At 56.8% G+C, this 25,946-nt stretch carries 16 protein-coding genes; 15 read left to right on the forward strand and 1 reads right to left on the reverse strand.

The window, feature by feature from the left end; genetic code table 11:
* Positions 1-315 precede the first annotated feature (315 nt).
* On the forward strand, positions 316-978 hold the full coding sequence (locus tag BM258_RS16330) for an aspartate/glutamate racemase family protein (protein ID WP_139229298.1): 663 nt from the start codon (positions 316-318) through the stop codon (positions 976-978).
* Between the two features lie 36 nt (positions 979-1,014).
* Here the strand turns inward: BM258_RS16330 and BM258_RS16335 are convergent, their stop codons facing one another.
* On the reverse strand, positions 1,015-1,692 hold the full coding sequence (locus BM258_RS16335) for a GntR family transcriptional regulator (protein ID WP_090074084.1): 678 nt from the start codon (positions 1,690-1,692) through the stop codon (positions 1,015-1,017).
* 112 nt (positions 1,693-1,804) lie between these two features.
* Between BM258_RS16335 and BM258_RS16340 the strand changes: the two genes are divergently transcribed.
* The 14 genes from BM258_RS16340 (at position 1,805) to BM258_RS16405 (ending at position 25,946) form a co-directional block, all read left to right on the forward strand.
* Complete coding sequence (locus BM258_RS16340) at positions 1,805-3,316, forward strand: ABC transporter substrate-binding protein (protein ID WP_090074085.1); 1,512 nt, start codon at positions 1,805-1,807, stop codon at positions 3,314-3,316.
* 67 nt (positions 3,317-3,383) lie between these two features.
* Positions 3,384-4,301: an ABC transporter permease gene (locus BM258_RS16345; RefSeq protein ID WP_090074086.1), complete on the forward strand. Its 918-nt coding sequence runs from the start codon at positions 3,384-3,386 to the stop codon at positions 4,299-4,301.
* A gap of 18 nt (positions 4,302-4,319) precedes the next feature.
* Positions 4,320-5,255: an ABC transporter permease gene (locus BM258_RS16350; protein WP_175528118.1), complete on the forward strand. Its 936-nt coding sequence runs from the start codon at positions 4,320-4,322 to the stop codon at positions 5,253-5,255.
* Positions 5,255-6,940, forward strand: a complete 1,686-nt coding sequence (locus BM258_RS16355) for a dipeptide ABC transporter ATP-binding protein (RefSeq protein ID WP_090074088.1) — start codon at positions 5,255-5,257, stop codon at positions 6,938-6,940. The genes BM258_RS16350 and BM258_RS16355 overlap by 1 nt, the downstream gene beginning before the upstream one ends.
* Positions 6,937-8,514 carry a gamma-glutamyltransferase gene (locus tag BM258_RS16360; RefSeq protein WP_090074090.1) on the forward strand — a complete coding sequence of 526 codons (1,578 nt, stop codon included), beginning with the start codon at positions 6,937-6,939 and terminating at the stop codon, positions 8,512-8,514. The genes BM258_RS16355 and BM258_RS16360 overlap by 4 nt, the downstream gene beginning before the upstream one ends.
* A gap of 91 nt (positions 8,515-8,605) precedes the next feature.
* Positions 8,606-10,006 carry a M20 family metallopeptidase gene (locus BM258_RS16365; protein WP_090074092.1) on the forward strand — a complete coding sequence of 467 codons (1,401 nt, stop codon included), beginning with the start codon at positions 8,606-8,608 and terminating at the stop codon, positions 10,004-10,006.
* Positions 10,007-10,009: 3 nt separating this feature from the next.
* Positions 10,010-10,825, forward strand: a complete 816-nt coding sequence (locus BM258_RS16370) for a sulfite exporter TauE/SafE family protein (protein ID WP_090074093.1) — start codon at positions 10,010-10,012, stop codon at positions 10,823-10,825.
* Positions 10,822-12,162, forward strand: coding sequence for a D-serine ammonia-lyase (locus tag BM258_RS16375; RefSeq protein WP_090074095.1), 1,341 nt, complete (start codon positions 10,822-10,824; stop codon positions 12,160-12,162). The genes BM258_RS16370 and BM258_RS16375 overlap by 4 nt, the downstream gene beginning before the upstream one ends.
* A 5-nt stretch (positions 12,163-12,167) precedes the next feature.
* Positions 12,168-13,676 (forward strand): amidase, encoded by a 1,509-nt coding sequence (locus tag BM258_RS16380; protein WP_090074097.1) that lies wholly within the window; start codon positions 12,168-12,170, stop codon positions 13,674-13,676.
* A 53-nt stretch (positions 13,677-13,729) separates the two neighbouring features.
* Entirely contained in the window at positions 13,730-14,065 is a 336-nt protein-coding gene (locus tag BM258_RS16385; RefSeq protein WP_090074099.1) for a RidA family protein, read from the forward strand.
* Positions 14,066-14,092: 27 nt separating this feature from the next.
* Positions 14,093-15,340, forward strand: a complete 1,248-nt coding sequence (locus BM258_RS16390) for an NAD(P)/FAD-dependent oxidoreductase (protein WP_090074101.1) — start codon at positions 14,093-14,095, stop codon at positions 15,338-15,340.
* Between the two features lie 241 nt (positions 15,341-15,581).
* Entirely contained in the window at positions 15,582-16,577 is a 996-nt protein-coding gene (locus BM258_RS16395; protein WP_090074102.1) for a capsular polysaccharide export protein, LipB/KpsS family, read from the forward strand.
* 116 nt (positions 16,578-16,693) lie between these two features.
* The gene (locus tag BM258_RS16400; RefSeq protein WP_090074104.1) at positions 16,694-24,397 is read left to right on the forward strand and encodes a type I polyketide synthase; all 7,704 of its coding nucleotides are present in this window, start codon (positions 16,694-16,696) and stop codon (positions 24,395-24,397) included.
* A gap of 181 nt (positions 24,398-24,578) precedes the next feature.
* Entirely contained in the window at positions 24,579-25,946 is a 1,368-nt protein-coding gene (locus BM258_RS16405; protein WP_210186780.1) for an aminotransferase class I/II-fold pyridoxal phosphate-dependent enzyme, read from the forward strand.

The raw sequence follows: 25,946 nt of genomic DNA on the forward strand, positions 1-25,946 counted from the left end.
GCTTACCGGACTGGCGGCCCGCCCTTGATCTCATTCAAAATTGCAAAGATAAAAGGACAAGGCAAAGACCGAATGAAGCCCCTGCCAACCCTTTGCCTGCGAATAAAATGCCGTCCGGCTTTCTTTTGCCGGTCTCCACGTGCAAAAACCATGCCCCATTGACAAATTTGGAAATATCGCTGCTATTTCGCACAAGCAATGCGATTTCCAGTTATAAAATCAACAGCTTTGACCGGAATGGGCATTCGTCACCAACAAGGAATGGCAAATATTTTGGCACCAACTGTTCAAAATGATCCTTTTCTAGGCATCCTGATGCTGGATACACGTTTCAAGCGCCCAATCGGAGACGCGGGCAACGCCGCCAGTTATGCCATACCGGCCCGTATCGAAGTGATCGCCGGAGCGGGCAGTCCTGACATTGTCAGGAATGGGCGCCCTCTGCCGGGTCTGGTAGAAGCGTTCAAGGAGAAGGCGCGTAAGCTGGAACGGGAAGGCGCCTGCGCTTTGACCTCGACCTGCGGTTTTCTCGCGACCATTCAGAAGGAAATGGAAGAGACAGTCTCGATCCCCGTGATGCTGTCTGCGCTTTGCCTCTACACGGATATACGCTCCAAACATCCCGAGGGGCCGATCGGCATTCTCACGGCGTCCGCGAGAAGTCTGGGCGCAGACGTGCTCAAGGCCGCAAATATCAGGCCCGAGGATGTGATCATCCGCGGCATGGAAGATTGCCCCGCTTTTGCCACCGCCATTCTGGGCGCCAAGCAAGAGCAGTCATTGAAACTGGATCGGACAGCCATAGAGGCCGACATCATCTGCAAGGCGCAAGATATGCTCGCTCACCATCCAGATCTTGCGGCCTTTCTGCTCGAATGCGGCAATTTGCCTCCCTATCAGCAGACCATAGGCAAGGCCACCGGCAAGCCGGTCTATTCCATTCTGGATGGGGTCAATGCCCTAATCAAAGGGCAATAACACGCCTCTCTTCGACTAAACCGACCGCCCAATCTTCTATAGATTCATGATATCGGCGGGCACTTCTTCAAGCGCGGCAAGATACTGATCATAGGTGTTGCCAAGCGTGTAGATATGTTTGCGCATCAGCTCGGCAGCCTTCTCCTCGTCACCTTCATCCATCGCGGCTAGAATATCGTCATGCTCTTGCATGGACTGCTCAAGGCGTCCGCTCACATCGAGCTGCTTGCGCCGGAAGGGTCTGAGGCGCCGGTGCATGCGCAAGGTTTCTTCTTCCAGCACCGCATTGCCCGAGGCCTGATAGATCATGCCATGAAGCCTGTTGTTTGCTTCATAATAGTCATCATTCTTGCCTTCCTTCAGCGCCCGCGCGCAATCGCTCGCGGCACGCTTGAGATAAAGCTGCTGAGCTGAAGTGAGACGGCGGGTTGCCAGCTTGACACACCAGGCTTCCAACTCAGCCATGAATTCGAACATCTCCACAAGGCGGGTCATTGAAGGCCTGCGAACGAAGGCACCACGGTTGGGTATAAGTTCCACAAGACCGATGCCATCCAGAATCTGAAAGGCCTCTCTCAGCGGTGTGCGCGACACATTGAACTGCTCGGAAAGCGCAGCTTCATTGAGTTTTTCGCCATCTTTGTAGGCACCGGTGGCTATTTTCTGCTCAATTTCCGAGCAAATCAGGGCTGATGCTTTGTATTTATTAGTCATGGTACCATTATCGCTTGACAGTATACATTTCACACAGATTATATACAATCTTATAAAAATCAATACAAATAACCTTCCAAGCACAAACCCGAGCTTCAACAGGGGAACGAATATGAAGATATCCAAACTGGTATTGAGTACTGCGGTCTACTTGGCGCTTTCGGCGACGTCCTACGCTGATAAAGCGAGCGACACCGTCAATATGGCATTTCTGAAAGAACTCGAATCTGCCGACGTCTTTTTCAACACGGCACGCGAAGGTCTTCTTCTGAACAATTCGGTATGGGATGGTCTGCTTTATCGCGATCCAGACTCCGGTGAATATAAGGGCAACCTCGCAGAATCCTGGGAATGGATTAACGACACCACAATCGAATTCAAGCTGCGTAAGGGCATCAAATTCCACAATGGCGAGCCATTCAACGCAGATGACGTAGTCTACACTGTCAACTTCGTGTCTGACAAAGCCAATGGCGTGAAAAGCCAGACCAATGTGAGCTGGATGGATCACGCAGAAAAGGTAGATGACTTCACGGTCCGTATCATTGCCGACGCTCCATTCCCGGCCGCTGAAGAGTTCCTCGCAGGCCCCGTTGCGATGTATCCCAACGAATACTACGCCAAAGTCGGCCCCAAAGGCATGGCTGCCCATCCAGTCGGCACCGGTCCTTTCAAGGTCACGGAGCTGGAACCCGGCAAGCATTTTGTACTTGAGAAAAACGAAGACTATTTCAACGGCCCCAAAGGCATGGCCAAGGTGTCAAAAGTTGACATCCGCACCATTCCGGACATGAACACCCAAATCGCCGAATTCTTCAACGGCACATTGGACTTCCTCTGGAACATCCCTGCCGACCAGGCTGAAAAGCTCGCCGCTATGGGCAAGTTCGATGTGGTCAATGCTCCGGCAATCCGCGTTGGCTATATCACAATGGATGCTGCAGGCCGCTTTGATCCGGACGGCCCGATGACCAAGAAAAAGGTTCGTCAGGCCATCTATCACGCCATTGACCGCAAGGCGATCGTCGAAGCTCTCGTGAAAGGCTCTTCCACCGTCATCGACAGCGCCTGTTCTCCAGTTCAGTTTGCCTGTGCTCAGGACCTGCCGACCTACGACTATGACCCGGCAAAAGCCAAGGCCCTTCTGGCCGAAGCTGGCTATCCGGATGGCTTCACCACCGATTTCTATGCATACCGCAACCGTCCGTATGCCGAAGCCATGATGGGCTTCCTTAACGAAGTCGGCATCAAGACCAACTTCAGCTACCTGAAATATGCTGCCCTGCGTGAGAAGCGCGCCAAGGGTGAAGTGCCGATTTCCTTCCAGACATGGGGCTCTTACTCCATCGCAGATGCGTCCGCCATTACCTCCGAATTCTTCACCGGCGGCGACTGGGATGATGCCCGCGATCCGGAAATCAAGGAATGGCTGACGGAAGCTGACAAGACCACAGACAAGGAAGCACGTAAGGCCCTTTACAAAAAGGCCCTGACCAAGATTGTCGAGGAAGCCTACTGGGTTCCGATGTTCACCTACAATGTGAACTACGCCATGAGCAAAGAACTCGATTACAAGGCAACCCCGGACGAGCTGGTGCGTTTCTTCACCTTCGGCTGGAAATAACGAGCAATCGGGGCCGGATACCATCCGGCCCCCACCCCTCCCCCAATAATGAGAATTCGAGGTCGGAATGTATATCTATATTCTGAAACGGCTTGGTCTTGCCTTACTGGTGGCTTTCACCGTATCCGCAATCAGCTTCAGCCTGCTCTTCATGGCCGGTGATCCCGCCATCGCAATTGCAGGAGAAAACGCGTCCATGGAAGACATCCAGATGGTCAATGACCGCTATGGATTTGATCGCCCCATCGTCGTGCAATATTTCGAATGGCTGGGCAAGGCTGCCTCTGGAGACCTGGGCAACAGCTGGTATTTCGATCTGCCTGTTTCCGACCTCATTGTAGATCGCTTGAGCGTTACCATGCTTCTGGGATTGCTCAGCATCAGTTTCGCGCTTTTGCTGGCCATCCCCATGGGCGTTGCCGCAGCGATGAAACCAAACTCCCTCATCGACCGCGCCGCCCTGTTCATCTCGGTGGTCGGTCAGGCCATCCCGTCCTTCTGGTTCGGGCTGATCCTGATCGTGGTCTTTTCCATCAAGCTGGGGCTTGTACCCGCCTCCGGCTCGACAAGCTGGGCTCATTTCATCCTGCCCACGATCGTTCTAGGCTATTACGCCACCCCGGCCATCATGCGCCTCACCCGAGCAGGCATGCTCGAAGTGTTGAGCGCAGATTATATCCGCACCGCGCGCGCCAAGGGGTTGGACAGTCGCAAGATCATGTTCAAGCACGCCCTGCGCAATGCCATCATTCCGGTGATCAGTCTTGCTGCCGTGCAGATGGGCTTCATGCTGGGTGGGTCCATTGTGGTGGAAAGCATTTTCGCGCTGCATGGCGCGGGCTTCCTCGCCTGGGAATCCATTTCCCGAAATGACCTGCCAACCATGCAGGCCCTCATCCTCATCTTCTCGATGTTCTACATCTTCTTCACCTTCCTGGCAGATATCCTCAACGCCTGGATGGATCCACGCCTGCGCATCGCCTGATAGGGAACGGAGAAAATCATGTCAGAGACATCCATCACCTCGGCCTCGACCGAGAAAAAGGCATCTGCCCCCAAAAAGCAGAAGACGCCGGTTCATCAGCTTTCACCGCGCGCCAAGATGTTGCATCGGGCGCTGCGCCACAAAGGCTTGCTGTTTGGCCTGTTCGTCATGGCGATCATCGTGATTGTCGCCCTGTTCGCGCCGCTGCTTGCCGGTCATGACCCCTATAGCCAAAGCCTGCTCGCCCGCATGAAGCCGCCAGTCTTTCTTGGTGGCACATGGGAGCACCCACTCGGCACGGACGCCCTTGGCCGCGACTATCTTGCCCGCCTTGTCTATGGCGCCCGCATTTCGCTGCTGATTGGCCTCATCGCAGCCACTATCTCGGCATGCATCGGCACCTTCATGGGCGTTCTGGCCGGCTATTTCGGCGGCCGTATCGACCTGATTGTGACCTTCTTCATCAATGTGCGCCTCGCCATGCCGGTGGTTCTGGTGGCGCTGGCTGTCGTGGCCCTGTTTGGCGGGTCTCTGCTCGTTGTCGTCTCCGTGCTTGGCCTGCTGCTCTGGGATCGCTTCGCCGTGGTCATGCGCGCAGCCACCATGCAGGTACGCAAGCTGGAATATGTTGCCGCAGCTCAAGTGCTCGGAGCCTCTCTGCCGCGCGTGCTTATCAAGGATATCCTGCCGAACGTGATGAACCATCTGATCGTCATATTCACGCTTGAAATGGCCCATGCCATCATTCTTGAAGCCGCCCTCAGCTTCCTTGGCCTTGGCGTTCAGCCACCAACCCCGTCCTGGGGCCTGATGATCTCTGAAGGCAAAGAAATGCTGCTGTTCGAAAGCTGGCTGATCACCATCCCGGGTATCGCCCTGTTCTTTCTCGTCCTGTCCATCAACATGCTTGGCGACGGCATCCGCGACGTCACCGCACCGGAGGGCCGCAACTGATGACCGACCCTATTCTCACCATCAAGAATCTGACCGTCGATCTGCCAGAAGGCGGCGATCGCCCCCATGCGGTCGAGAAGCTCTCGGTTGACATTGCCCCAAAGGAAATCGTCTGCATCGTCGGCGAATCCGGTTCGGGCAAGTCCATCACCTCCTTCACCACCATGGGCCTCTTGCCGAAGGCTCTGAAGCCTTCAACCGGTGAAGTGATCTTTGAAGGGCAGGATGTGCTCAAGCTCTCCCCGAGGGAACATGCCAAGCTGCGCGGTAGCCGCATGGCCATGATCTTTCAGGAACCTATGAGCGCACTCAATCCCTGCTACACTGTCGGAGATCAGATCGAGGAAGTGTTCGAGCAGCATACCAGCCTGTCCAAAGCCGAACGCAAGGCCAAGACCATCAAGCTGCTGGACGAAGTACAGCTTCCGGAACCGGAACGGATCTACTCCTCCTATCCCCATCAGCTCTCCGGTGGTCAGCGCCAGCGCATCGTCATCGCCATTGCCCTTGCGCTCGATCCGTCCCTGCTGATCGCAGACGAACCGACCACCGCGCTCGACCTGTCCACGCAGGCCCAGATTCTCCATCTGTTCAAGGAACTGCGCGAAAAACATTCCGCCGGCATCATGTTCGTGACCCACGACTTCGACGTGGTGGCAGAGATTGCCGACAAGGTTGTCGTCATGAAAGAGGGCAAGATCGTTGAGCAGGGCACAGCCGAAGAAGTGCTCAACCGCCCCAAACATCCCTACACCCGCAAGCTGATTGACGCAGTGCCCCGCCGTACAGGCTCAGTGAATGCCCACATGACGGAAAAACACAAGGTGATGGAAGTACTTGGCCTCAACAAGACCTTCCACACAAAGGGCACCATGTTCAAACCGTCCCGCACGGTGCATGCCTGCAAGGATATCAACTTCATCGTCCATCGCGGCGAAACGCTGGGCATCGTGGGCGAATCCGGCTCGGGTAAATCAACGCTCGTCAAATGCCTCATTCGCCTTGAAGATCCAGACAGCGGCTCGGTCATCATCGACGGCAGCGATATCGCGCAATTCACGCCAAAGCTACTGCATCCCTATCGCAAGAGCATCCAGATCGTCTTTCAGGACCCTTATGGCTCGCTCAACCCGCGCCGCACGATCGGCGACCAGCTGGTAGAGGGACCGATCAATTTCGGCGAAGACCGCGCCCATGCCATGGAACGGGCCAAGAAGCTGATGGAAATCGTCCGGTTGGAGCAGGATGCGCTCTATCGCTATCCCGCCCAGTTCTCCGGCGGTCAGCGCCAGCGCATCTGCATCGCTCGCGCGCTGATGGTCGAGCCCGAAGTGCTCATTGCCGACGAAGCCGTCTCGGCGCTGGACGTGTCCGTGCAGAAGGAAGTGCTCAAGCTGCTCAACGAGATTCGTGATGAAATGGGCCTGACGGTTCTCTTCATCACCCATGACCTGCGCGTTGCCGCCCAGATCTGCGACAATCTTGTGGTCATGCAGAATGGCGAAATCGTGGAACGGGGCAATGTCGACGAAGTCTTCGGACATCCCAAACACGACTATACCAAGAAATTGCTCTCGGCCCAGCCCGGCCAGAACTGGAATGTCCCTGACATCTCCAAACTCCCCCCCGTTGATCCGGCTTTGCTGGATCAGGCCTTGAACCAGCCCATGGGGGCGGTCAGATGAGTGGCAATTTCTCTCGCTCTCAATCCACCCGCAAACCGGGTGTAACAGCAACAAGCGGCGGCGTTGTCGCCGCCCAACATGCTCTGGCCGCTGAAGCTGGAGCCCAAGTTCTGGCCGCCGGTGGCGACGCGGTGGACGCAGCCGTAGCCGTTAGTTTCGCCATCGGCGTGCTGGAGCCCTGGATGTCCGGCCCCATGGGGGGCGGCGCGATGATGCTCTGGCGAGCGGACGAGAAAAAGCCTTATGCCCTACACTATGGCATGCGGTCCTCAACCAGCCTTGATGTGTCCCACTATCCCCTCTCTGGAGCAGGCAAGGCATCGGATCTCTTTCCCTGGGAAGCCGTGGTTGAGGATCGCAATGTCACAGGCGCATCCTCTATCGCCGTGCCCGGCACGGTGGCCGGTGCGGCAGAAGCCCATCGACGCTTCGGAAAGCTGCCATGGCGTGATCTGCTGCAGCCAGCCATTGCCCATGCCAAAGCCGGCATGCATGTGGACTGGTACGCGGCCCTCATCATCGCCTCTTCGGCCAGAGAGCTGGCAAAGGACAAGGACGCCGCGGCATTGTTCCTTGAAGATGGTCAATGGCCCAAGATCTTTGGCTGGACGGCTCTTTCCGATATCCGCCTTGACCAGTCCGGACATGCTGCAACCCTTGAGCGCCTTGCCGAAGCGGGAGCCGAGGATTTCTATACCGGCGACATTGGCGCGGCCCTTATCAAGGATGTAACCGACAAGGGCGGGTTCCTCACTGCCGAGGATATGGCCAGCTACCGCGCCGAGTGGCAGGATCCGCTGCATATCCCTTACAATGGCGCCAACATCTGGGCCGTTCCGACCCTCACTGCAGGCCCCACTCTTGCGCACGCCATAAGCCACTGGCAAAGCGCCTACACACCATCAACTGTGCCAGACGGAACGAGCTTTGCCGCCATGGCCGAAGCCATGCGTGCCGCCTATGAGGATCGCCTCACCAATATGGGCGATCATGAAAGCGCCAAGGCCCCGGGCTGCACCACCCATTTCTCCATCGTCGACAAAGACGGCAACATGGTCGCCATGACGCAGACCCTGCTCTCCATCTTCGGCTCGCGCACCCTGTCGCCCTCCACCGGCCTGATGATGAATAATGGCATCATGTGGTTCGATCCCGAGCAGGGAAAACCCAATTCCCTGGCTCCGGGCAAACGCTGCCTGATGAATGTCTGCCCCGTGATTGGCGAAAAAGGCGAACGCCGTTTTGCACTGGGCGCTTCAGGCGGACGCAAGATCATGCCCGCAGTGGGACAAATCTCGTCATTCCTGCTTGACTATGGCATGTCAATGCAGGATGCCATAGAGGCCCCTCGTATCGACGTTTCAGGCGGCGACACGATCGTCGCCGACGAGCGCCTTTCAGATGATGTCACCGACGCCCTGTCGGCCCGCTGGTCTCTGGCAACAGCAAAGCGCATGCCCTTCCCCTATGCCTTCGCCTGCCCGGCTGGCGTTTTGCGTGACGGAAGCACCAATTCCGGCACCACAGAAACCTTTTCCCCATGGGGCGATGGCATTGCAGAAGTCAGGGACTGACCTGACCTCTGCCCCCGCCATTGCCCTGAGCCCGCCCGGACGGTCGCCGCCCGAAACCGTTTAAAATTTGACAAGAATAGAGAGCAGACAGATGAGTGATCGCAATAAGGCTCTGGCCATCAGCGCCAGCTATTTTGATGAGGGCACCTTCCTCTCGGACATCAAGCGCCTTGTCTCACACCCGACCGAAAGTCAGGACCCGCGCGGCAAGCCTTATCTTCTGGCCTATCTCACGGACGAAATGCAGCCCCTACTTGAAGGCCTCGGCTTCAGCTGTAAAATCTTTGACAACCCTCAGGAAGATGCGCCTCCCATCATGGTGGCCGAGCGCATGGAAGATCCGGCCCTGCCAACGGTGCTGAGCTACGGTCATGGCGATGTCATCCGCGCGCAGGAAACCCAGTGGCGCGAAGGGCTCTCCCCCTTTGACATGGTTGAAGAGGGTGACAAGGTCTATGGCCGTGGCGCTGCCGACAACAAGGGCCAGCATCTCATCAACATCAAATCCATGGCGGCCGTCATCGAGGCAGAAGGCAAGCTGGGATTCAACGCCAAGATCCTGCTGGAAATGGCTGAAGAGTGCGGCTCCCCTGGGCTAAAGACCTTCTGCGAACAGCATAAGGAGCTGCTCGCCGCCGATGTGCTCATCGCATCCGATGGCCCGCGCCTTTCCCCCGCAGCTCCAACCATCTTCACCGGCTCGCGCGGTGGCGAACTGTTCGACATGGTGGTGGACCTGCGTGAAAGTGCCAATCATTCGGGCAACTTTGGCGGCCTGATTGCCGATCCGGCCATCATTCTGGCCCACGCGATTGCTTCCATCACCGATGAACGTGGCCAGATCCAGATCCCAGAATGGCGCCCGACCAGCCTCACCCCGCGCATTCGCGAAGTGATCTCGGCGCTACCACCCGTCGACACTGGCTCCATCGAGATCGATGAGAACTGGGGCGAAGAAAGCCTCACCCCGCAGGAACGTGTCCTTGGCTGGAACAGCTTTGCCGTGCTCGCCATGAAATCCGGCGTGCCGGAGGCCCCCGTCAACGCCATTTCCGGCTATGCCAAAGCCACCTGCCAATTGCGCTTCGTTGTTGGCACCGACCCCGATGACATTATTCCGGCGCTGCGTCGTCATCTGGCAGCCAAAGGCTTTGACAAGGTCGAGGTCGTCAAGGCCGAACGCCATGCCTTCCCGGCCACGCGCCTTGATCCGGACCATCCATGGGTCCGCTTTGCCGCCAAATCCCTCGAAGCATCCACAGGCACCAAGCCGCACATCCTGCCAAACCTTGGCGGCTCCCTGCCCAATGACTGCTTTGCCGATGTGCTGGGCCTGCCAACCATCTGGATTCCGCACAGCTATGCGGCCTGCAGCCAGCATGCCCCCAACGAGCATATCCTCAAATCCCTTTCCCGACAGGCCCTGCAAGGCATGACGGGGCTGTTCTGGGACATCGCCGCCAAAGGGGCGGTGCCTTCCGAAGGAGAATAAAACATGGCAGCAACCCTCACGCTTTTTGCAGTCATCGCTGGCGCGGGTGCCATTGCGGGCATCATCTCAGGCCTTCTGGGCGTGGGAGGCGGTATCATCCTTGTGCCCGCCTTCTTCTATGCCTTCTCTTCTTTGGGTTACCAGCCCGAACAGCTCATGCAAATTTGCGTGGCGACTTCCACGGGCACCATCATATTCACCTCGATCCGCTCGGTGCTGGCACACAACAAACGCGGCGCGGTTAGCGTCGAGTTGATCAAGACATGGGGCCCGTTCATTGCCTTTGGATCGGTGGTTGGTGTGTTCGCGGCAGCCTCCCTGCGCTCCCATGAGCTGCAACTTGTCTTTGGCTGCATCGGCATCATGCTGGGCCTTTACATGCTGCTCGGCAAGAAGGACTGGCGCCTTTCAACCGAATTGCCCGGCCGCATCCTCAGCAAGATCTACCCCATCATAATCGGCTTCTTCTCGGCTCTCATGGGCATTGGCGGCGGCTCATTCACCGTGCCACTGCTGACCGCCTATAACGTACCCCCGCACAAGGCTGTCGGCACGTCCCCCGGCTTCGGGCTGATGATTTCCATCCCCGGCTTCATCACCTTTCTCACGCAAGGCTGGGATATCACCGGCAAGCCTCCCTTCACCGTCGGCTATGTCAACCTGCCCGCGGTTGTCGTCATCGTCATGACCACCATGCTGACCGTACCGCTTGGGGTGCGTCTGGCCCATTCCCTCTCGCCCAAGCAGCTGCGCATCGTCTTTGCCTTCACAATCCTTATCCTGACAGGCAACATGCTCCGAAAGGCGCTGATGGCATGACGCATTCTTCTCCTTTCCTCAGCAATGACGCCCTTCTAGAGCAGCTAAGGGCCGCAGAACCAACCCTCTGGTGCAATCCTGATTATGCGCCCCAGCGTGACGATGAGGCGCAAGCTGGCTTGCAGCAGGCCGTCGAGAATTGGCGCATGCTGGCGCCACTCCTCCAGCTTATTTTCCCCGAGCTGGAAGATACAGCTGGCACCATTACCTCCGATCTCATCGAAGTGGATGCTCTTCGCGCCCCTCTTGGTTATCTGGATCGCACCTTCGGGCGCCTGTTTGTCAAGGCTGACCATGCCTTGCCGGTTGCCGGATCAGTCAAGGCCCGCGGTGGCATCTATGAGGTCCTCATGACCGCCGTGAATGAAGCCCGATCCTCTGGCTTCATCGCCCCCACGGATCCTGTCTCCGCCCTCACAGGCGCGGCCGCACACAGTTTCTTTGCCGAACGCACCATTGCTGTCGGCTCGACCGGCAATCTTGGTCTCAGCGTGGGCATTGCCGCCAGAACCCTTGGCTATAATGCCGTTGTGCATATGTCTGCCGACGCCAAGCCCTGGAAGATCGAGCGCCTGCGCCGCTTCGGTGTCAAGGTCAAGCAGCATCGTGGAGACTATAACCTCGCCGTTTCCGCAGCCCGTGATGCTGCCAGCAAAGACCCTATGGTCTATTTTGTCGATGACGAGGATTCAGAGCTGCTCTTTTCCGGCTACAGCGCCGCTGCGCTGGAACTGGCGAGCCAGTTGATCGAGGCTGGCATCAATATCGGCCCTGATTGCCCGCTCTTTCTCTATCTTCCCTGCGGCATCGGCGGCGCACCGGGCGGCATCGCCTATGGCGCGCGCGGTGTGTTTGGTTCCAATGTGCATTGCTTCTTTGCCGAGCCAGTGCAATCGCCTTCCGCTATGGTGCAGATGATGCATGGTCTGGAAAAGCCAATGTCTGTTTATGATATCGGCCTGACCAACAAGACCGAAGCCGATGGCATGGCGGTTGCCACCATGTCCCATATCGTTGCCCAGAAAATGCAGCAACGCCTTGCTGGCGTTTATACCGTTGGCGATGATGATTTGATGCGACTGCTCTCCATTGCCTACGGCGCAGCCAATCTCAAGCTAGAGCCCTCAGCCACCATCGGCTTTGCTGGCCCGCATTTCATGCTTGAAACCGCGCAGGGTCAGGCTTTCAGCAGTCAGCATCTCACTCCCAAAGCGATGGAAAACGCAATTCATGTCGTCTGGACGACCGGCGGTTCTTTCGTTCCCGAGTTGCAATTCCAGTCTTTCGTGGACAAGGGCAATGCGCTTGCACCCCAATTCGATTTGAAAAAAGGATAAAGAAAATGGTCAAGCAAACCGCGACGAACCCCGCAGATCTGGGCGCAATCGAGGCGCGTCAGCTGATCGCTCGCAAGGCCCTTTCTCCGGTTGAACTCGCCAATGCCTGCATCGAGCGGGTCGAAGCTGTAGACCATGCCGTCAACGCGCTGGTCGCACGCCGCTTCGAAGCCCTCTCAGATGAAGCCAAGGCCGCCGAGCAGGCCGTCATGGATGGTGAACCGCTTGGAGCCCTGCATGGCCTGCCTTTCGGCGTCAAGGACATGATCGATGTGAAGGGCCTGCCGACCACCTTCGGCTCTGAGGCTTTCAAGGACAATATCGCAACGCGGGATGACCCAATCGTTGCCGCCATGCGCAAGGCCGGCGCCATGCCCATGGGCAAGACCAACAATCCCGAATGGAGCGCAGGCGGCAACACCCGCAACCGGGTTTATGGCGTCACCGCCAACCCCCACGACCTCACCCGCACCTGCGCTGGCTCTTCAGGCGGGTCTGCCGTCAGCCTTGCCTGCGGTTATGCGCCCTTGGCAACCGGCTCGGACACGGGCGGCTCCCTGCGCAATCCGGCGGCTTTCTGCGGCATTGTCGGCTACCGCCCCAGCCCGGGCGTTGTCCCCGGCGATAGCCGCGCCGCAGCCCTCATTCCGATGCCAACCTCTGGCCCCATGGGCCGCACAGTTGCCGATACAGCCCTGATGCTCTCCGTTCTGGCACGTCCCGATGGCAAAGATCCCTATACCATCATCACTGATGGCAAGACCCCGTGGGATCCGGAAAGCTTTGCGAATCTGCCACGCGCAGATCTCTCTTCGCTCAAGATTGCGGTGACCGAAGATTATGATTTCGCCCCGACGGAAAGCATCGTCCGCGATCATTTCCGAACGATAATGCCACAGCTGGCCCCCTTCTTTGGCACAATCGAACAGACAAGCCCCAAATGCACGGACGCAGATCGCATATTTTCTGTGCTGCGCGGTGTTCAATTCTTGGGCATTCATGCAACTTTAGTAGACACCAAACCCGAATTGGTCGGCCCGAACGCCACCGAGAATGTGAAAGAGGGCCGCAGCTATTCCGCCGAAGATGTCGCCCAAGCCATGTTCGCCCAGAGCCGTTACTATCGCGACTGGCAGAAATTCTTTGAAAATCACGACTATCTGATCTCACCGGCTGTAACCATTAGCCCGCGCCCGTGGCGGGAGCTATATCCGGCTGAAATCGACGGAAAGCCCACAAAGAGCTATTATCATTGGCTGGCCATGGCCTATGCCTCGACCATCCCCGGCCACCCATCCATCACAATTCCCTGCGGCTTTGACGCCAACAACATGCCCTTCGGCCTACAGATTGTCGGGCGCCGCCACGATGATCTGGGTGTCCTTGCGGTCGCCAACGAGCTGGAAGCGATCATCGCGTCCATTTCGGATCTCGCACCAAAAGGCCCGGATCTTGCATTGCTCAAATCGGCAGCGCCAATCAGCCAAGCCGAGGGGTTTTTGAGTTTCGAATAACACCGTCTGAATCCTCCCGACTAAAGACCAAATAACCTCCCAAGGACTACACTATGGCCAATCTACCCTTCTCCAAAGTCCGCCGCTCCGGCTCCACCGTCTATCTGTCCGGTGAAATCGGCTTCAATGCGGATGGCTCCCTGCCCGAGGGCATCGAAGCGCAGACCAAAAACTGCCTCGAAGGCATCAAGAAGACACTGGAAGGCGAAGGCCTTTCCCTCTCCAATGTGATCTCCTGCACATGCTATCTGACCGACCGCGCTGATTTTGCTGCCTTCAACGCTGTTTATGCGACCTTCTTCTCCGATCCTCTCCCTGTTCGCACCACAATTGGCTGCGAACTTATGGTGGATGCGAAAGTGGAAATCACAGTCATTGCCGAAGCCTGAGGCTTCACCCTTTGAAAGAACAAGAAAATGTCAGAGATAATCGTTCTGGGCGCAGGTATGGTTGGCGTCAGTACGGCCCTCGCCCTGCAAGAGCGCGGACACGCAGTCACCCTTCTGGATCGCTCCAACCCGGGCCTTGAAACAAGTTACGGCAACGCTGGCCTGATCCAGCGCGAAGCCGCAGAACCATACCACATCCCGCATAATCTGGTGACCCTGTTCCTTTATGGTATCGGGCGCACCAACGACATTGTCTATCACTGGAAAGACATGCCGAACATCATGCCGTCGCTGTGGACCTATTTCGTCAATTCTGGCGAAACCCAACATCGACGCATTTCCAAGATCTTCGAACAGATGACCGTCAAATGCACCGATGACCATCAGCCACTCATCGAGGCATCCGGAACCGAACGTCTGATCGAACGCAAGGGCTTTTTCAAGCTGTGCCGCAACAAGCGCGCCTATGATGACCAGTCCATCGATGCCGAGCGCATTGCCTCCATGTATGATGTACCTCTGCGCATGGTCGATGGAAAGGAACTGCGTCAGCTAGAACCGGCCCTCAAGATCGATGTCGCCGGCGCTGTGCACTGGACCGACACATGGGCCTGCTCCGATCCGGGCGCTCTCACCTCGGCCTATGCAGATCTGTTCATCAAGCGCGGCGGTTCCTTCGTCAAGGGCGACGCCATGACATTGAAACAGACGGAGACTGGCTGGGAAGTGCAAAGCGATGACGGTCCGGTTACCGGCAGTGATGTCGTGGTGGCTCTCGGCCCGTGGGCTCCGGATCTGCTCGGCCCGTTCGGCTACAAGATCAAGATGGTCTACAAGCGCGGCTATCACGCCCATTTCAAAATGGATACCCCGCTGAGCCGTCCGATTCAGGATTACGCCAATGGCTGCGTATTCTCGCCCATGGACAAGGGCATGCGCATCGCGACCGGCGCCGAGTTGGTCAACCGCAAAGACCCGGCCAATCCCAAGCAGCTCATGCATGGCCTCAAGAGCGCACGCGAGCTGATGGATGTGGGTGAAATGGTGGAAGACGAACCATGGTTCGGCAATCGTCCCTGTATGCCCGACATGCTGCCCATTGTCGGTCCGGCTCAGAAGCACAAGGGCCTCTGGTTCCATTTCGGCCACGGCCATCAGGGCTTTACCCAAGGCCCAACGACAGCAAAGCTCCTCGTCGATGTCATGGAAGGGAAGACAAGCACCCTGTCGGATGCTCTATCCCCCGAAAACCGGCCAGTCATCTCGGCACGGTAACACAAAATACAGCGGCCCACATTGTGGGCCGCAGCGCACCAACGCAGGACTGAGATAGCAAGAAAGGGCATTTCGCGGGGGACAAGACCACCAGATCGTCATCGCCCTCTCAATTAGCTCCGGACGCGCCATTGCCCATCCTCAAGATTGACGATAAATAAAAAGCAGACCAGATGCTGCTTGGATTTGATGCAGTCGACCACTGCGCGGCACCCCAGCTTTCACGTTTGAAGGACAAACAGTGCTATCAACCCTGCTTGACAGTATTTTCCGCTCGGCGACACGCAAAGAAGTCACCTACGCCTCTCCGTCCATCGATATTTGTGAGGAGCAGGCCGTTGCCAGCATTCTGGGAGAGCGCCCTGCCTTCTGCCTGCCTTTCCAGCCCATGAATGCCAAGACCTATGTCGGTTGGGGGCAAAAGTCCGGACGTCACGCAAGGCGCATGGCCAAGAAGCGCAACGCGCAGATGCTGCTGCTCGAAGACGGCTTCCTGCGCTCTCATGATCGCAACGATCCACCACTGGCGATCGCCCTTGATGATCTGGGCATCTATTATGATGCCTATGCTCCGTCCAGACTTGAGAAGCTGATTCCCACAGAGTTGACGCCGGATGAAGAGCGCCGCATTGCCTCCATCCTGTCGCGCTGGAGAGAGCTTCGCCTTTCCAAATATAATGCAGGCGCAGAATATGACGGCGAGCTGCCGGAAGATTATGTTCTCGTGATTGATCAGGTGCGCAATGACGCATCAATCCATTTCGGCATGGCCGATGCAAACACATTCCAGACCATGCTGGCGGCCGCACGCACGGAGAATCCGGGCCGTGAGATTGTTGTAAAAATGCATCCAGATATCTATACAAGGTCAAAATCTGGCCATTTTGATGCTAGTGAACTAGACAGACAGAAGAATATAAAGGTAGTTGCAGAAGGTTGCCTTCCTTCCCGGCTGATAGAGAATGCCGATAAGATATATACGGTAACGTCACAAATAGGCTTTGAAGCCTTGATATGGGAGAAACCGGTTAGATGCTTCGGCATGCCCTTCTATGCCGGATGGGGGCTAACAGAAGACTTTTTGGAGGCTCCGCAGCGTCGACAAACCACAACTTTGGCTCAATTAGCGATGGCAGCATTGGTCTTTTATCCACGCTACGTAGATTTGCGCGCCGGGCAGGCTTGCGAGATTGAAAGAGCTATTGACTATCTGGCGGAACTCAAGCAAAAAGCTTGAATTCGGTTTTATTTCGCGGAATTTGTTTTTTGTAAAAAGCGTTTATGTTGCGGGGTTTGTTCTTCGTTTTCCTAGGCTACGAGCTGTAAAGACAGTGAAAGACAATTGTAATAACGATGAGTGACAACTGGGTTGAAGTAATTGGGCGGGCTTGCCGCCTTCCTGGAGCCAATAGTGTATCTGAGTTCTGGGATTTACTGGTTTCGAATGAATGCAGCGTAGGGGAAATCGGACAGGACCGGTTTTCGACCTTCCGTTATTTGCATCCAAAATCGGGCCAGGCTGGCAAAACCTATACATTTCGCGCTGGCATTCTGGACGATGTCTGGGGCTTTGACCCTTCCGTCTTTTCCCTGTCCCCCCGTGAAGCAACGCAGATGGACCCGCAGCAGCGTTTGCTGCTGATGCTCGTTTGGGAAGCACTCGAAGAAGCCGGCCTGCCCATTTCCGAAGTGGCCGGTTCCAATATCGGCGTATTTGTCGGCAACTCAGGCAGCGATCACTCAAACCGTTTCTTCTTCGACCCGGCCAGCTCCGACAGCTTCATGATGACGGGTAACACCCTGTCGCTGGTTTCCAACCGCATTTCCTACGTTTATGATCTGCACGGCCCCAGCTTCACGGTCGATACGGCCTGTTCATCGTCACTGGTGGCCCTTGATCTGGCACTAAAGCGCCTGCAGTCGGGCGAAATAGACACCGCCATCGTTGCGGGTGTCAACCTGCTGCTCTCGCCCTTCCCGTTTGTCGGTTTTGCTGCCGCATCCATGTTGTCGCCGCAGGGGCTTTGCCGCCCCTTTGATGAAGATGCCAATGGCTACGTGCGCGCAGAAGGGGCCGTTGCCCTCGTTCTGCAGCGCAAGGAAGTCTTTGATCCGAAACTACAAAAGAGCTTTGGTCGCATCGTTGCCTCGGGCATTAACTCCGATGGCCGCACCTCGGGCGTTGCCCTGCCGTCCATGGATTTCCAGTCGGCACTGCTCAAGCAACTCTATTCCGACATCGATCTGGACCCCAATGCACTCGCCTTCATTGAAGCCCATGGCACCGGCACCCGCGTCGGCGACCCGGCGGAAGCCTTCGCACTGGGCCAGGTTCTAGGCCAGAAGCGCGACAAGCCGCTGCCGATTGGCTCGGTCAAGTCCAATCTGGGCCATCTGGAGCCCGCTTCAGGCCTCGTCAGCGTTCTGAAATCGCTGCTGTCGCTTGAAAACAACCTGCTGCCCGCAAGCCTGCATATCGAAAATCCCAATCCGGATATCCCGTTCGAGGACCTCAATCTGGCCTTGAACAGCGAAGCCACGGTTCTGAAAAAGGGCAAGGACATCCGCTATGCCGGCATCAACAATTTCGGCTTCGGCGGCACCAACGCGCATGTTCTGGTCTCCGATACCAAGCCAGTACGCCCGGCAAAAGCCAAGCCTCTCGCAGCCTCGACCAAGTCGGGCGGCGAAACGACTGCCGAGCCAAGCACACCGACGCTCCTTGTTCTCTCTACCAGGACCGAAGACGCTCTCAAGGCCCTCGCAACCAAGAGCGCTGAAGCGATTGCAGCTGATGATAGCGCAAGCCTTGCAGACTGGAGCAATGGCTTTGGCTGGCACCGCTCCCTTCTGGACGAACGCCTCAGCATTGTTGCCAAAAGCAAAAGAGAGCTGACCGAAGCGCTTGAAGCCTTCGCGCAGGAGGAAAAGCATCCTGCGCTGATCCACGCTACCGCATCGCGTGCAACCAAGGCACCGGTCTTTGTCTATTCGGGCAATGGCGCCCAGTTTGCTGGCATGGGGCTTGTAGCCTATGAGCAGAATGCCGCCTTTGCTGTGGCCTTTGACAAGGTCGACGCCTTCTTCCAGCCGCTTTCGGGCTGGTCCCTCAAAGACAAGCTGTTTGAAGATAATCTGAAAGAAGATCTTAAGCAGACCTCGGTCGCGCAGCCGTTGCTCTTTGCCGTGCAGGTTGCCTTGACCGAAGCGCTGAAAGCCTCCGGCATGACCGCCAGTGGCGTCATGGGCCATTCAGTCGGCGAAGTCGCTGCGGCTTGGGCCTGTGGTGCCCTTGATCTCAAACAGTCCGTCGAAGTCATCTATTGGCGTTCACACCATCAGGAAGCCGTGGCAGGCACAGGCCGCATGGCCGTGATCAAGCTGTCAGTTGCAGAAACTCAGGCCCTGTTGTCCTCTGAAGGCTTTGACAAAGTCGAGATTTCCGCAATCAACACGGACAAGTCCCTGACGCTTTCGGGCGAAACCGAGGAGCTGGAAGCCTTCCTCAAGATCGCTCGCAAGAAGCGCCTTGCCGCCAAGATGCTGGACATCAACTATCCCTTCCACTCCAACGTGGTTGAGCCCATCAAGGATGGCCTGCTCAAGGATCTTGCCAGCATCAAGCCAGCCAAGGCAAAACTGCCATTCTATTCTGCTGTTACAGGCACCTGCCTCAAAGGCAAGGAAATGGATGGCCAATATTGGTGGCAGAATGTGCGTCAACCGGTGCGCTTCCTCAGCGCGGTCGAAGCCGCCTTCGCCGACGACCAGACCCAGTTTCTCGAAATCGGTCCGCGCGCCATTCTCAAAGGCTACATCGCGGAAACAGCGCGCGATCGCGCCCAGACCATCATTGTCGCAGAAAGCCTGACGCAGAAGACAGGAAAAGACCTCGACCCTGTGCAACTGGCCATGGGGCGGGCCATTGCCAACGGCATGCTGTTTGACAAGAAAACCGTATTTGGTGCCAACAAGCCATGTTCCGTTGCGCTTCCCAGCTATCCATGGCAGCTCAAGCCCTTCAAGCTACGCCCAAGCAGCGAAGCCTTTGACATTTTCAACGACAAGGTCGTCCCGCACGCCCTGCTCGGACAGCAGATCCGTAATGAAGAACATGTCTGGTCTACCGAGCTGGACACGGCACAAATTCCGTATCTTGAGCACCACAAGGTAGATGGCAAGGTCATCCTGCCCGGAGCCGCCTTCGCTGAAATGGCGCTGGCTGCCGCGCAGATTGCCTTCCAAACCGACCGCGTCGAAATTCGCGATATGGATCTGTTGCAAGCCTTGCCGCTTGGAGAAGATCAGATTTCGTCCATTCTAACGCGCCTTGACACCACTTCGGGCGTGGTAGAAATTTCCAGCCGCGCGCGGTTGGTTGATGACGAATGGCAATTGCATGCAAAATGTCGCGTCGCGAAGATTCCGGGCGATGTGGGCGAGGACCGTTCTGAATATGAACTCAAGGCGCCAGATGCGAGCCGTACATCCTCGCCCGAAGAGATCGAAGCGCTCTATGCCATGTCGCGCGAATTCGGGTTAGATTTCGGCCCGGCCTTCCAGCGCATGACCCATTGCGAACGCCATGGCGACGAGTATATCGAACTCGTCATCGCAGACCGCGACGCCTTCACCTCCAAGCGTGAAGAGTTGGCCGCCCCCTATGCGCTGCATCCGCTTGATTTCGACGCCTGCTTCCATGGCCTGAACACGCTTTATGAAAGTCTGGAAGAAGACGCCGAGAAAATGGCCTTCATTCCTGTTCGCTTCGGACGCCTGCGCATTCTGCAATCCGGCGTAGCCGTGCGATCAGCCCGCGTGCATGTGATCCGCTCCAACGCACGCGGCATCAAGGCCGATATCGACATGTTCGGCGACGATGGCTCTCTGGTGGCAACCTTAAGAGATGGCCGCTTCCGTGCATCCGCTCTTGTGCAGCGTCAAGGGCTGGACCGCCTGACCTATTTCTACGATTCCCTGAAGCTGTCATCTCCCGGCGTGGAAGCGCAAGGCGCTCCGATCAATGCGGCAGCGCTTGCCGAAGCCCTCAAGGGTCTCTCCTTGCCAGATCGCACCCCGATCGATGATGGCCAGATGCTGCTGCAGGCAGCCAGTCGTCGTGGTGCCTATGACATTCTTCGTCAGTTCGCAAATGACGATCTGACACTGTCCGAAGCCACCCTGCCACGTCTTACCGCACGGGACGATCTGGATGGTGAACATGCGGATGAAGATCTCAGAAGCCGCTCCATCCACCGCAAGCAGATTTTCGGTGCTCTGGTTTCCATCTGTGAGCAGTCCGGCCTGGTCAGCGCGTCTGAAGACGGTTTGACGCTGGCAGAGGACAGTGGCCTGCCCGAATTCAGCCAGATCCTGCAAATGCTTCTGAGCGAAAATCCGCTTTGGTCGGCAGATTGCGTCATGCTCAATCATGCGCTGATGCGCATGCCCGAGATGCTGCGCACCATGCAGCGAGACGCAGAAGACCATGGCCAGCCGCAGGATCTCTATTCGCACGATCTGTTCGAACAGCATTTGAGCTCCTCGCCTCTATCTGAAGCCCATGTGGAGCAGGTTACCGCATCCTTCAAAGCCGCTCTTGACCTGTGGCCGGAAGGGCGTCCGTTGCGCGTTCTGGAATTCGGCGTCGGCGGTGCCAAGCTGACCAAAGCCATTCTGCCGCTGCTGGAAGAGAACAAAGGCATTCTGGTTTCAGCCGACACCAACAAGCTGATCATTGACCGCCTGCGCATCCTGTTTGCCAACTCGATCCATTTCGAAGCCGTAGCACTGCGTTCTGATCTTGAAGCCCTTGAGCCGTTCGGCCCGTTTGATTTCGTCGTCTCGGCCAATGGCCTGCAGATGATGGATCAGGCATCTTCCATGTTGAATCCTCTGGCTGATTTACTCGCCAAGGATGGCTTCATGCTGATGAGCCTGTCGGATGCCAACGTCTATCAGGATCTTGTCTTCGGACCAGCCACAAGCTGGTTCGACCATTCCGTTGATCCTTCGTTCCCTGTTTCGCGCTTTGGCGCTGCCAAGGATTGGAGCAACTGGCTGGATGAAGCCGGCTTTGGCTCCATCGACATGGCTCCTTTTGCCAACGCGCAAGGCGAACCGGATCTTTCCGGCGCCTATCTTCTGACCGCAGCAAGCAAACCAGCTGCGAAGGCAGAGGAGACAACCGACATTCCGCTGCTCGACGCCGAGCACAGAACTGCCGTTCTACTGACAGATGGCAAAGACACAAAGGCTCAGGCCTTTGCTGAAGCGCTTACAAGTGGCGCTGCCGCTCCGGCTCTATCCTGCTTTGACGTCTCAAACGCTGAAGAGTGGGAAAAGGCGACAGATCTCATTTGCGCCAGCCAGCCCGATGACAAACTGGATGTCATTTATACGGCAGGCAGTGAGAGCACGGAAAAAGCCTCCATGGATCGCCTCACCGGTCGCCTGCATAAGCTGGCTGATCTCGTGCGCACCACGTCAAGCATCCCGATGCGCCTCTGGATCATCGCTCCGGGTGGCTATCCGGGAGCAGAGAATCGGAAAAGCGATCCGGTTCAAAGTTCTGTCTGGAGCTTTGGCCGCACAGTCAGCAACGAATATGACAATCACGATGTCCGTTTGGTCGATTTTGCGAACACACTGACCGCCTCCGATCAGGCAGCTAGACTTGCAAACCTCATCCAAGAGCCGGGCGAAGAACGCGAGATCCTGCTTGAAGACGAAGCTCAAAGTGTCATTCGTGTAAGACGCGGCTGGCCGCAGCCTGCAAAGCAGGAAGAAGCCTTCGGCAAGGACGATGGCTGTCAACTTTATCATCCGCGCACAGGCTCCTTTGATCGCCTGCAATGGGTTCCAGCCAAACGCCGCAAGCCGGCCGAAGGCGAAGTGGAAATCGAAGTCGTGGCCGCTGGCCTCAACTTCCGCGACGTCATGTGGGCGCAAGGACTGCTGCCTGAGGAAGCGCTGGAAGACGGTTTTGCCGGCCCGACCCTCGGTTTTGAATGCTCCGGCCGCATCGTGGCAACAGGCAAGGGTGTCTCCGATCTCAAGGTTGGCGATCCGGTGATGACGCTGGCCCCTGCCAGCTTTGCCTCTCACGTAACGGTCTCCGACAGTGCGGTTTCCAAATTGCCGGAAACGGTGGATCTTGTTGCCGCAGCGACTATGCCGGTGGCGTTCCTGACCAGTTATTATGCCCTGCATTATCTGGCCCGCCTTGAAGAAGGCGAATGGGTGCTCATTCACGGCGCAGCAGGGGCCGTTGGCCTTGCTGCATTGCAGATTGCCAAATGGCGTGGTGCCCGCATTATCGCCACCGCTGGCAATGATGAAAAACGCGATTTCCTCAGAATGCTTGGTGCAGATCATGTGCTTGACACCCGCTCGCTTGATTTCGTCGATCAGGTGCGCGCCATCACACGCAAAGCCGATGGTCCGGATCAGGAAGGCGTCGATGTCGTGCTCAACTCGCTGTTTGGCGAAGCGATGGAACGCAGCATCGAGCTGGTGCGTCCATTCGGTCGCTTCCTCGAGCTGGGCAAGCGCGATTTCTATGGCAACACCCAGATTGGCCTGCGCCCGTTCCGCCGCAACATCAGCTATTTCGGCATTGATGCGGACCAGCTGCTCAACAAGCAACCGGCGCGCGCGAAACGGCTCTTTAACGAACTGGCTGACCTGATCGCTGAGGAACAATTCACACAGCTGCCTTATCGCCTGTTTGACAGCGCAGATATCGTTGATGCGTTCCGCCTGATGCAGCGCTCTGGTCATATCGGCAAAATCGTCGTCAAGGCGCCGAAACCAATGGCCGACCCGGCTGATAAAGCGCCATTCAAAGTCAACTCCGAAGGCCACCACATTCTTGTCGGTGGTCTGGGCGGCTTCGGCATCGAGGTAGCCCGCTGGCTGGCTGATCAGGGCGCAAAATCTATCGTCCTCACCAGTCGCTCGGGCAAACTTTCCGATGCGGCATTGGCGCTTCAGACCAAATTGGCCGCAAGCGATTGCGCGCTGGTGGTCAAGCCATGCGATGTATCCGATCCTGCGGCGCTGGAGAGCCTGTTTGCCGAATTGCGCAAGGAGCGTCCAATCAGCGGTGTCATGCATATGGCCGCTGTTCTTGATGACGTGCTGCTTGCCAATATGAGCGACGAGCAGATCGACAAGGTACTCGGGCCGAAGGTTCTTGGCGGCGACAATCTCGATATGGTCACGCGCAAGGATGATCTGGATTATTTCTGGCTCTTCTCGTCTGTCTCCGTCCTGATGGGCAACCCGGGGCAAGCAAACTATGTGGCAGCCAACAGCTACATGGATGGTCTGGCACGCAAACGTCAGCAGCAAGGCCTACCCGCCCTTGCCATCGGCTGGGGTGCGATCACCGACGTGGGCATTCTGGAACGCGACAAGCAGACAGCAGAGATTTTGGCAAGAACCACGGGCGGCATCGAATTCAAGGCGCGGCAAGCCTTGGATCATCTCGCCAAACTGCTCGCACAGGTGCCTTCAGAAAGCCACTTGGCAACCATCACACTGGCTCCGATGAACTGGGCCTATGCGCATGACAATCTGCCAATTCTGAAAACACCGGCCTATGAATTGCTCAAGAAGGAAGCGGCGCAATCTTCCAGAAGCGGCCAGCAGTCCCTTGATGTCAGCAGCCTGATCGACGGTCTTGATGACGTAGCGGCACGTGGTGAAATCGCCAAAATCCTTGCACAGGAAGTGGCGGATATCTTCCGCATGCCGGTTGAAGAGATCAACCTCAAACGCTCACTGACCGATCTGGGCATGGATAGCCTGATGGGTATGGAACTGCGCACAGCGGCACAACAGAAGCTCGATATTGAAATCCCAATGGGGGCCATTGCCGATGGCACAACCATTGAGGACATCGCAGCCAAGGTGCTTGAGCGTATTCGAGGCGATGCCGACAGTGGTCTATCCTTCACCGAGGAAACGCTGCTTCATCAGCATGTGAGCAGCGAAAGCGAAGCCACCACAGTTGCAACCAAGCTCAACGAAATGCGCAAGAGCGACATGTGATGTCGGCCCTTGCCTTTTCTTCTGGTAAACCGCTACCGTTATTCGTAGATTGATTATTATAGTCCGATCATGCGAATGATCCGGAAATCGAGGGGCATGCTTCCGCGCACCAGAAGATCCTATGATCTTTTGACCCGTTGTGCTGGAGGCCCACTCGGCAGAGGAATGAATGGAGCAATGAATGTCAAAGCAGCAATTTGATCGGGACGCGATCTTGAATTTGTCCCGGTCAATGGCCAAAGGTGCCGCGCCCAAACCTACGCCGACCCGCGAATCCCGCACAAAGGCCGACCGCTCGAAGACTGACTTTGCGACCCTGGATCTTTATCAGCAGATCGCCATTCAGCGGCAAATGGCTGAAAAACTGCAAACGAAAGATCCCTATTTCGTCTTGCACGAAACACGCGCTGGCGCGACGACCATCGTGGATGGCAAGGAGCTGATCAACTTCGCTTCCTACGATTATCTGGGCCTCAATGGTCTGGATGAAGTGCATGACGCAGCCAAGGCCGCCATTGACAAGTTTGGCACTTCCGTATCTGGTTCACGCCCCACTTCGGGCGAACGCCCCTTCCATTCCGAACTTGAACGGCAATTGGCCGAGCTGTATAAAAGCGAAGCTGCGCTCGTGTTCGTCTCGGGACACGCGACCAACGTTTCCACCATCGGCGAGCTGCTCGGCCCTACCGATCTGGTGGTGTTCGATGCCTATAGCCACAATTCGGTGACAACCGGCTGCAAGCTTTCCGGCGCCACAAGACGCTCCTTCAAGCATAACGATCTTGATGATCTTGAACGCATTCTGGAAGAGACCCGCAACGCCCATGATCGCGTCATGATCATTGCCGAAGGCCTCTACTCGATGGATGGCGACATGCCGGATCTTGCCCGCCTCGTAGAAATCAAGGAGCGCTTTGCGGCGTGGCTTCTGGTCGATGAAGCCCACTCACTGGGCGTTTTGGGGGCAACTGGTAAGGGTCTGTTCGAACAGCAGGGCGTTGATCCCAGCAAGATCGACATCTGGATGGGCACCATGAGCAAGACCATGAGTGGTTGCGGAGGCTATATCTGCGGCAATCAGGTGCTGATCGATATCCTGAAATTCTTCGCGTCCGGCTTCATGTATAGCGTCGGTCTGTCTGCGCCACTGGCTGTAGCCGGGGCAAAGTCGCTCGAGATCATGCAGCGAGAACCATGGCGCGTTGAAAAACTACAGTCCAATGGTCGCTATTTCAAAAAGGCAGCGCAAGACGCCGGATTGGACACGGGGCTTAGTGCAGGATTCTGCGTCGTCCCGGTCATAGTTGGCGACAGCTTGCGCGCGGTCAAATTGAGCAACAACCTGATGGACCGAGGCATCTACGCCTTTCCCATCACCTATCCTGCGGTGCCCATGAACAGCGCGCGTTTGCGCTTCTTTATTAGCGCCACTCATAGCGAAGAACAATTGCAACAGGCTGTCGACATCACAGCTGAGGAATTACGCAAGCTGGAAGAGGCAAACTTCTCCATTGCCACCTCCCTGAGCACTCTTAATCTGGAAGAATGA

The organism is Cohaesibacter marisflavi, from assembly GCF_900115225.1.
GTDB lineage: Bacteria > Pseudomonadota > Alphaproteobacteria > Rhizobiales > Cohaesibacteraceae > Cohaesibacter > Cohaesibacter marisflavi.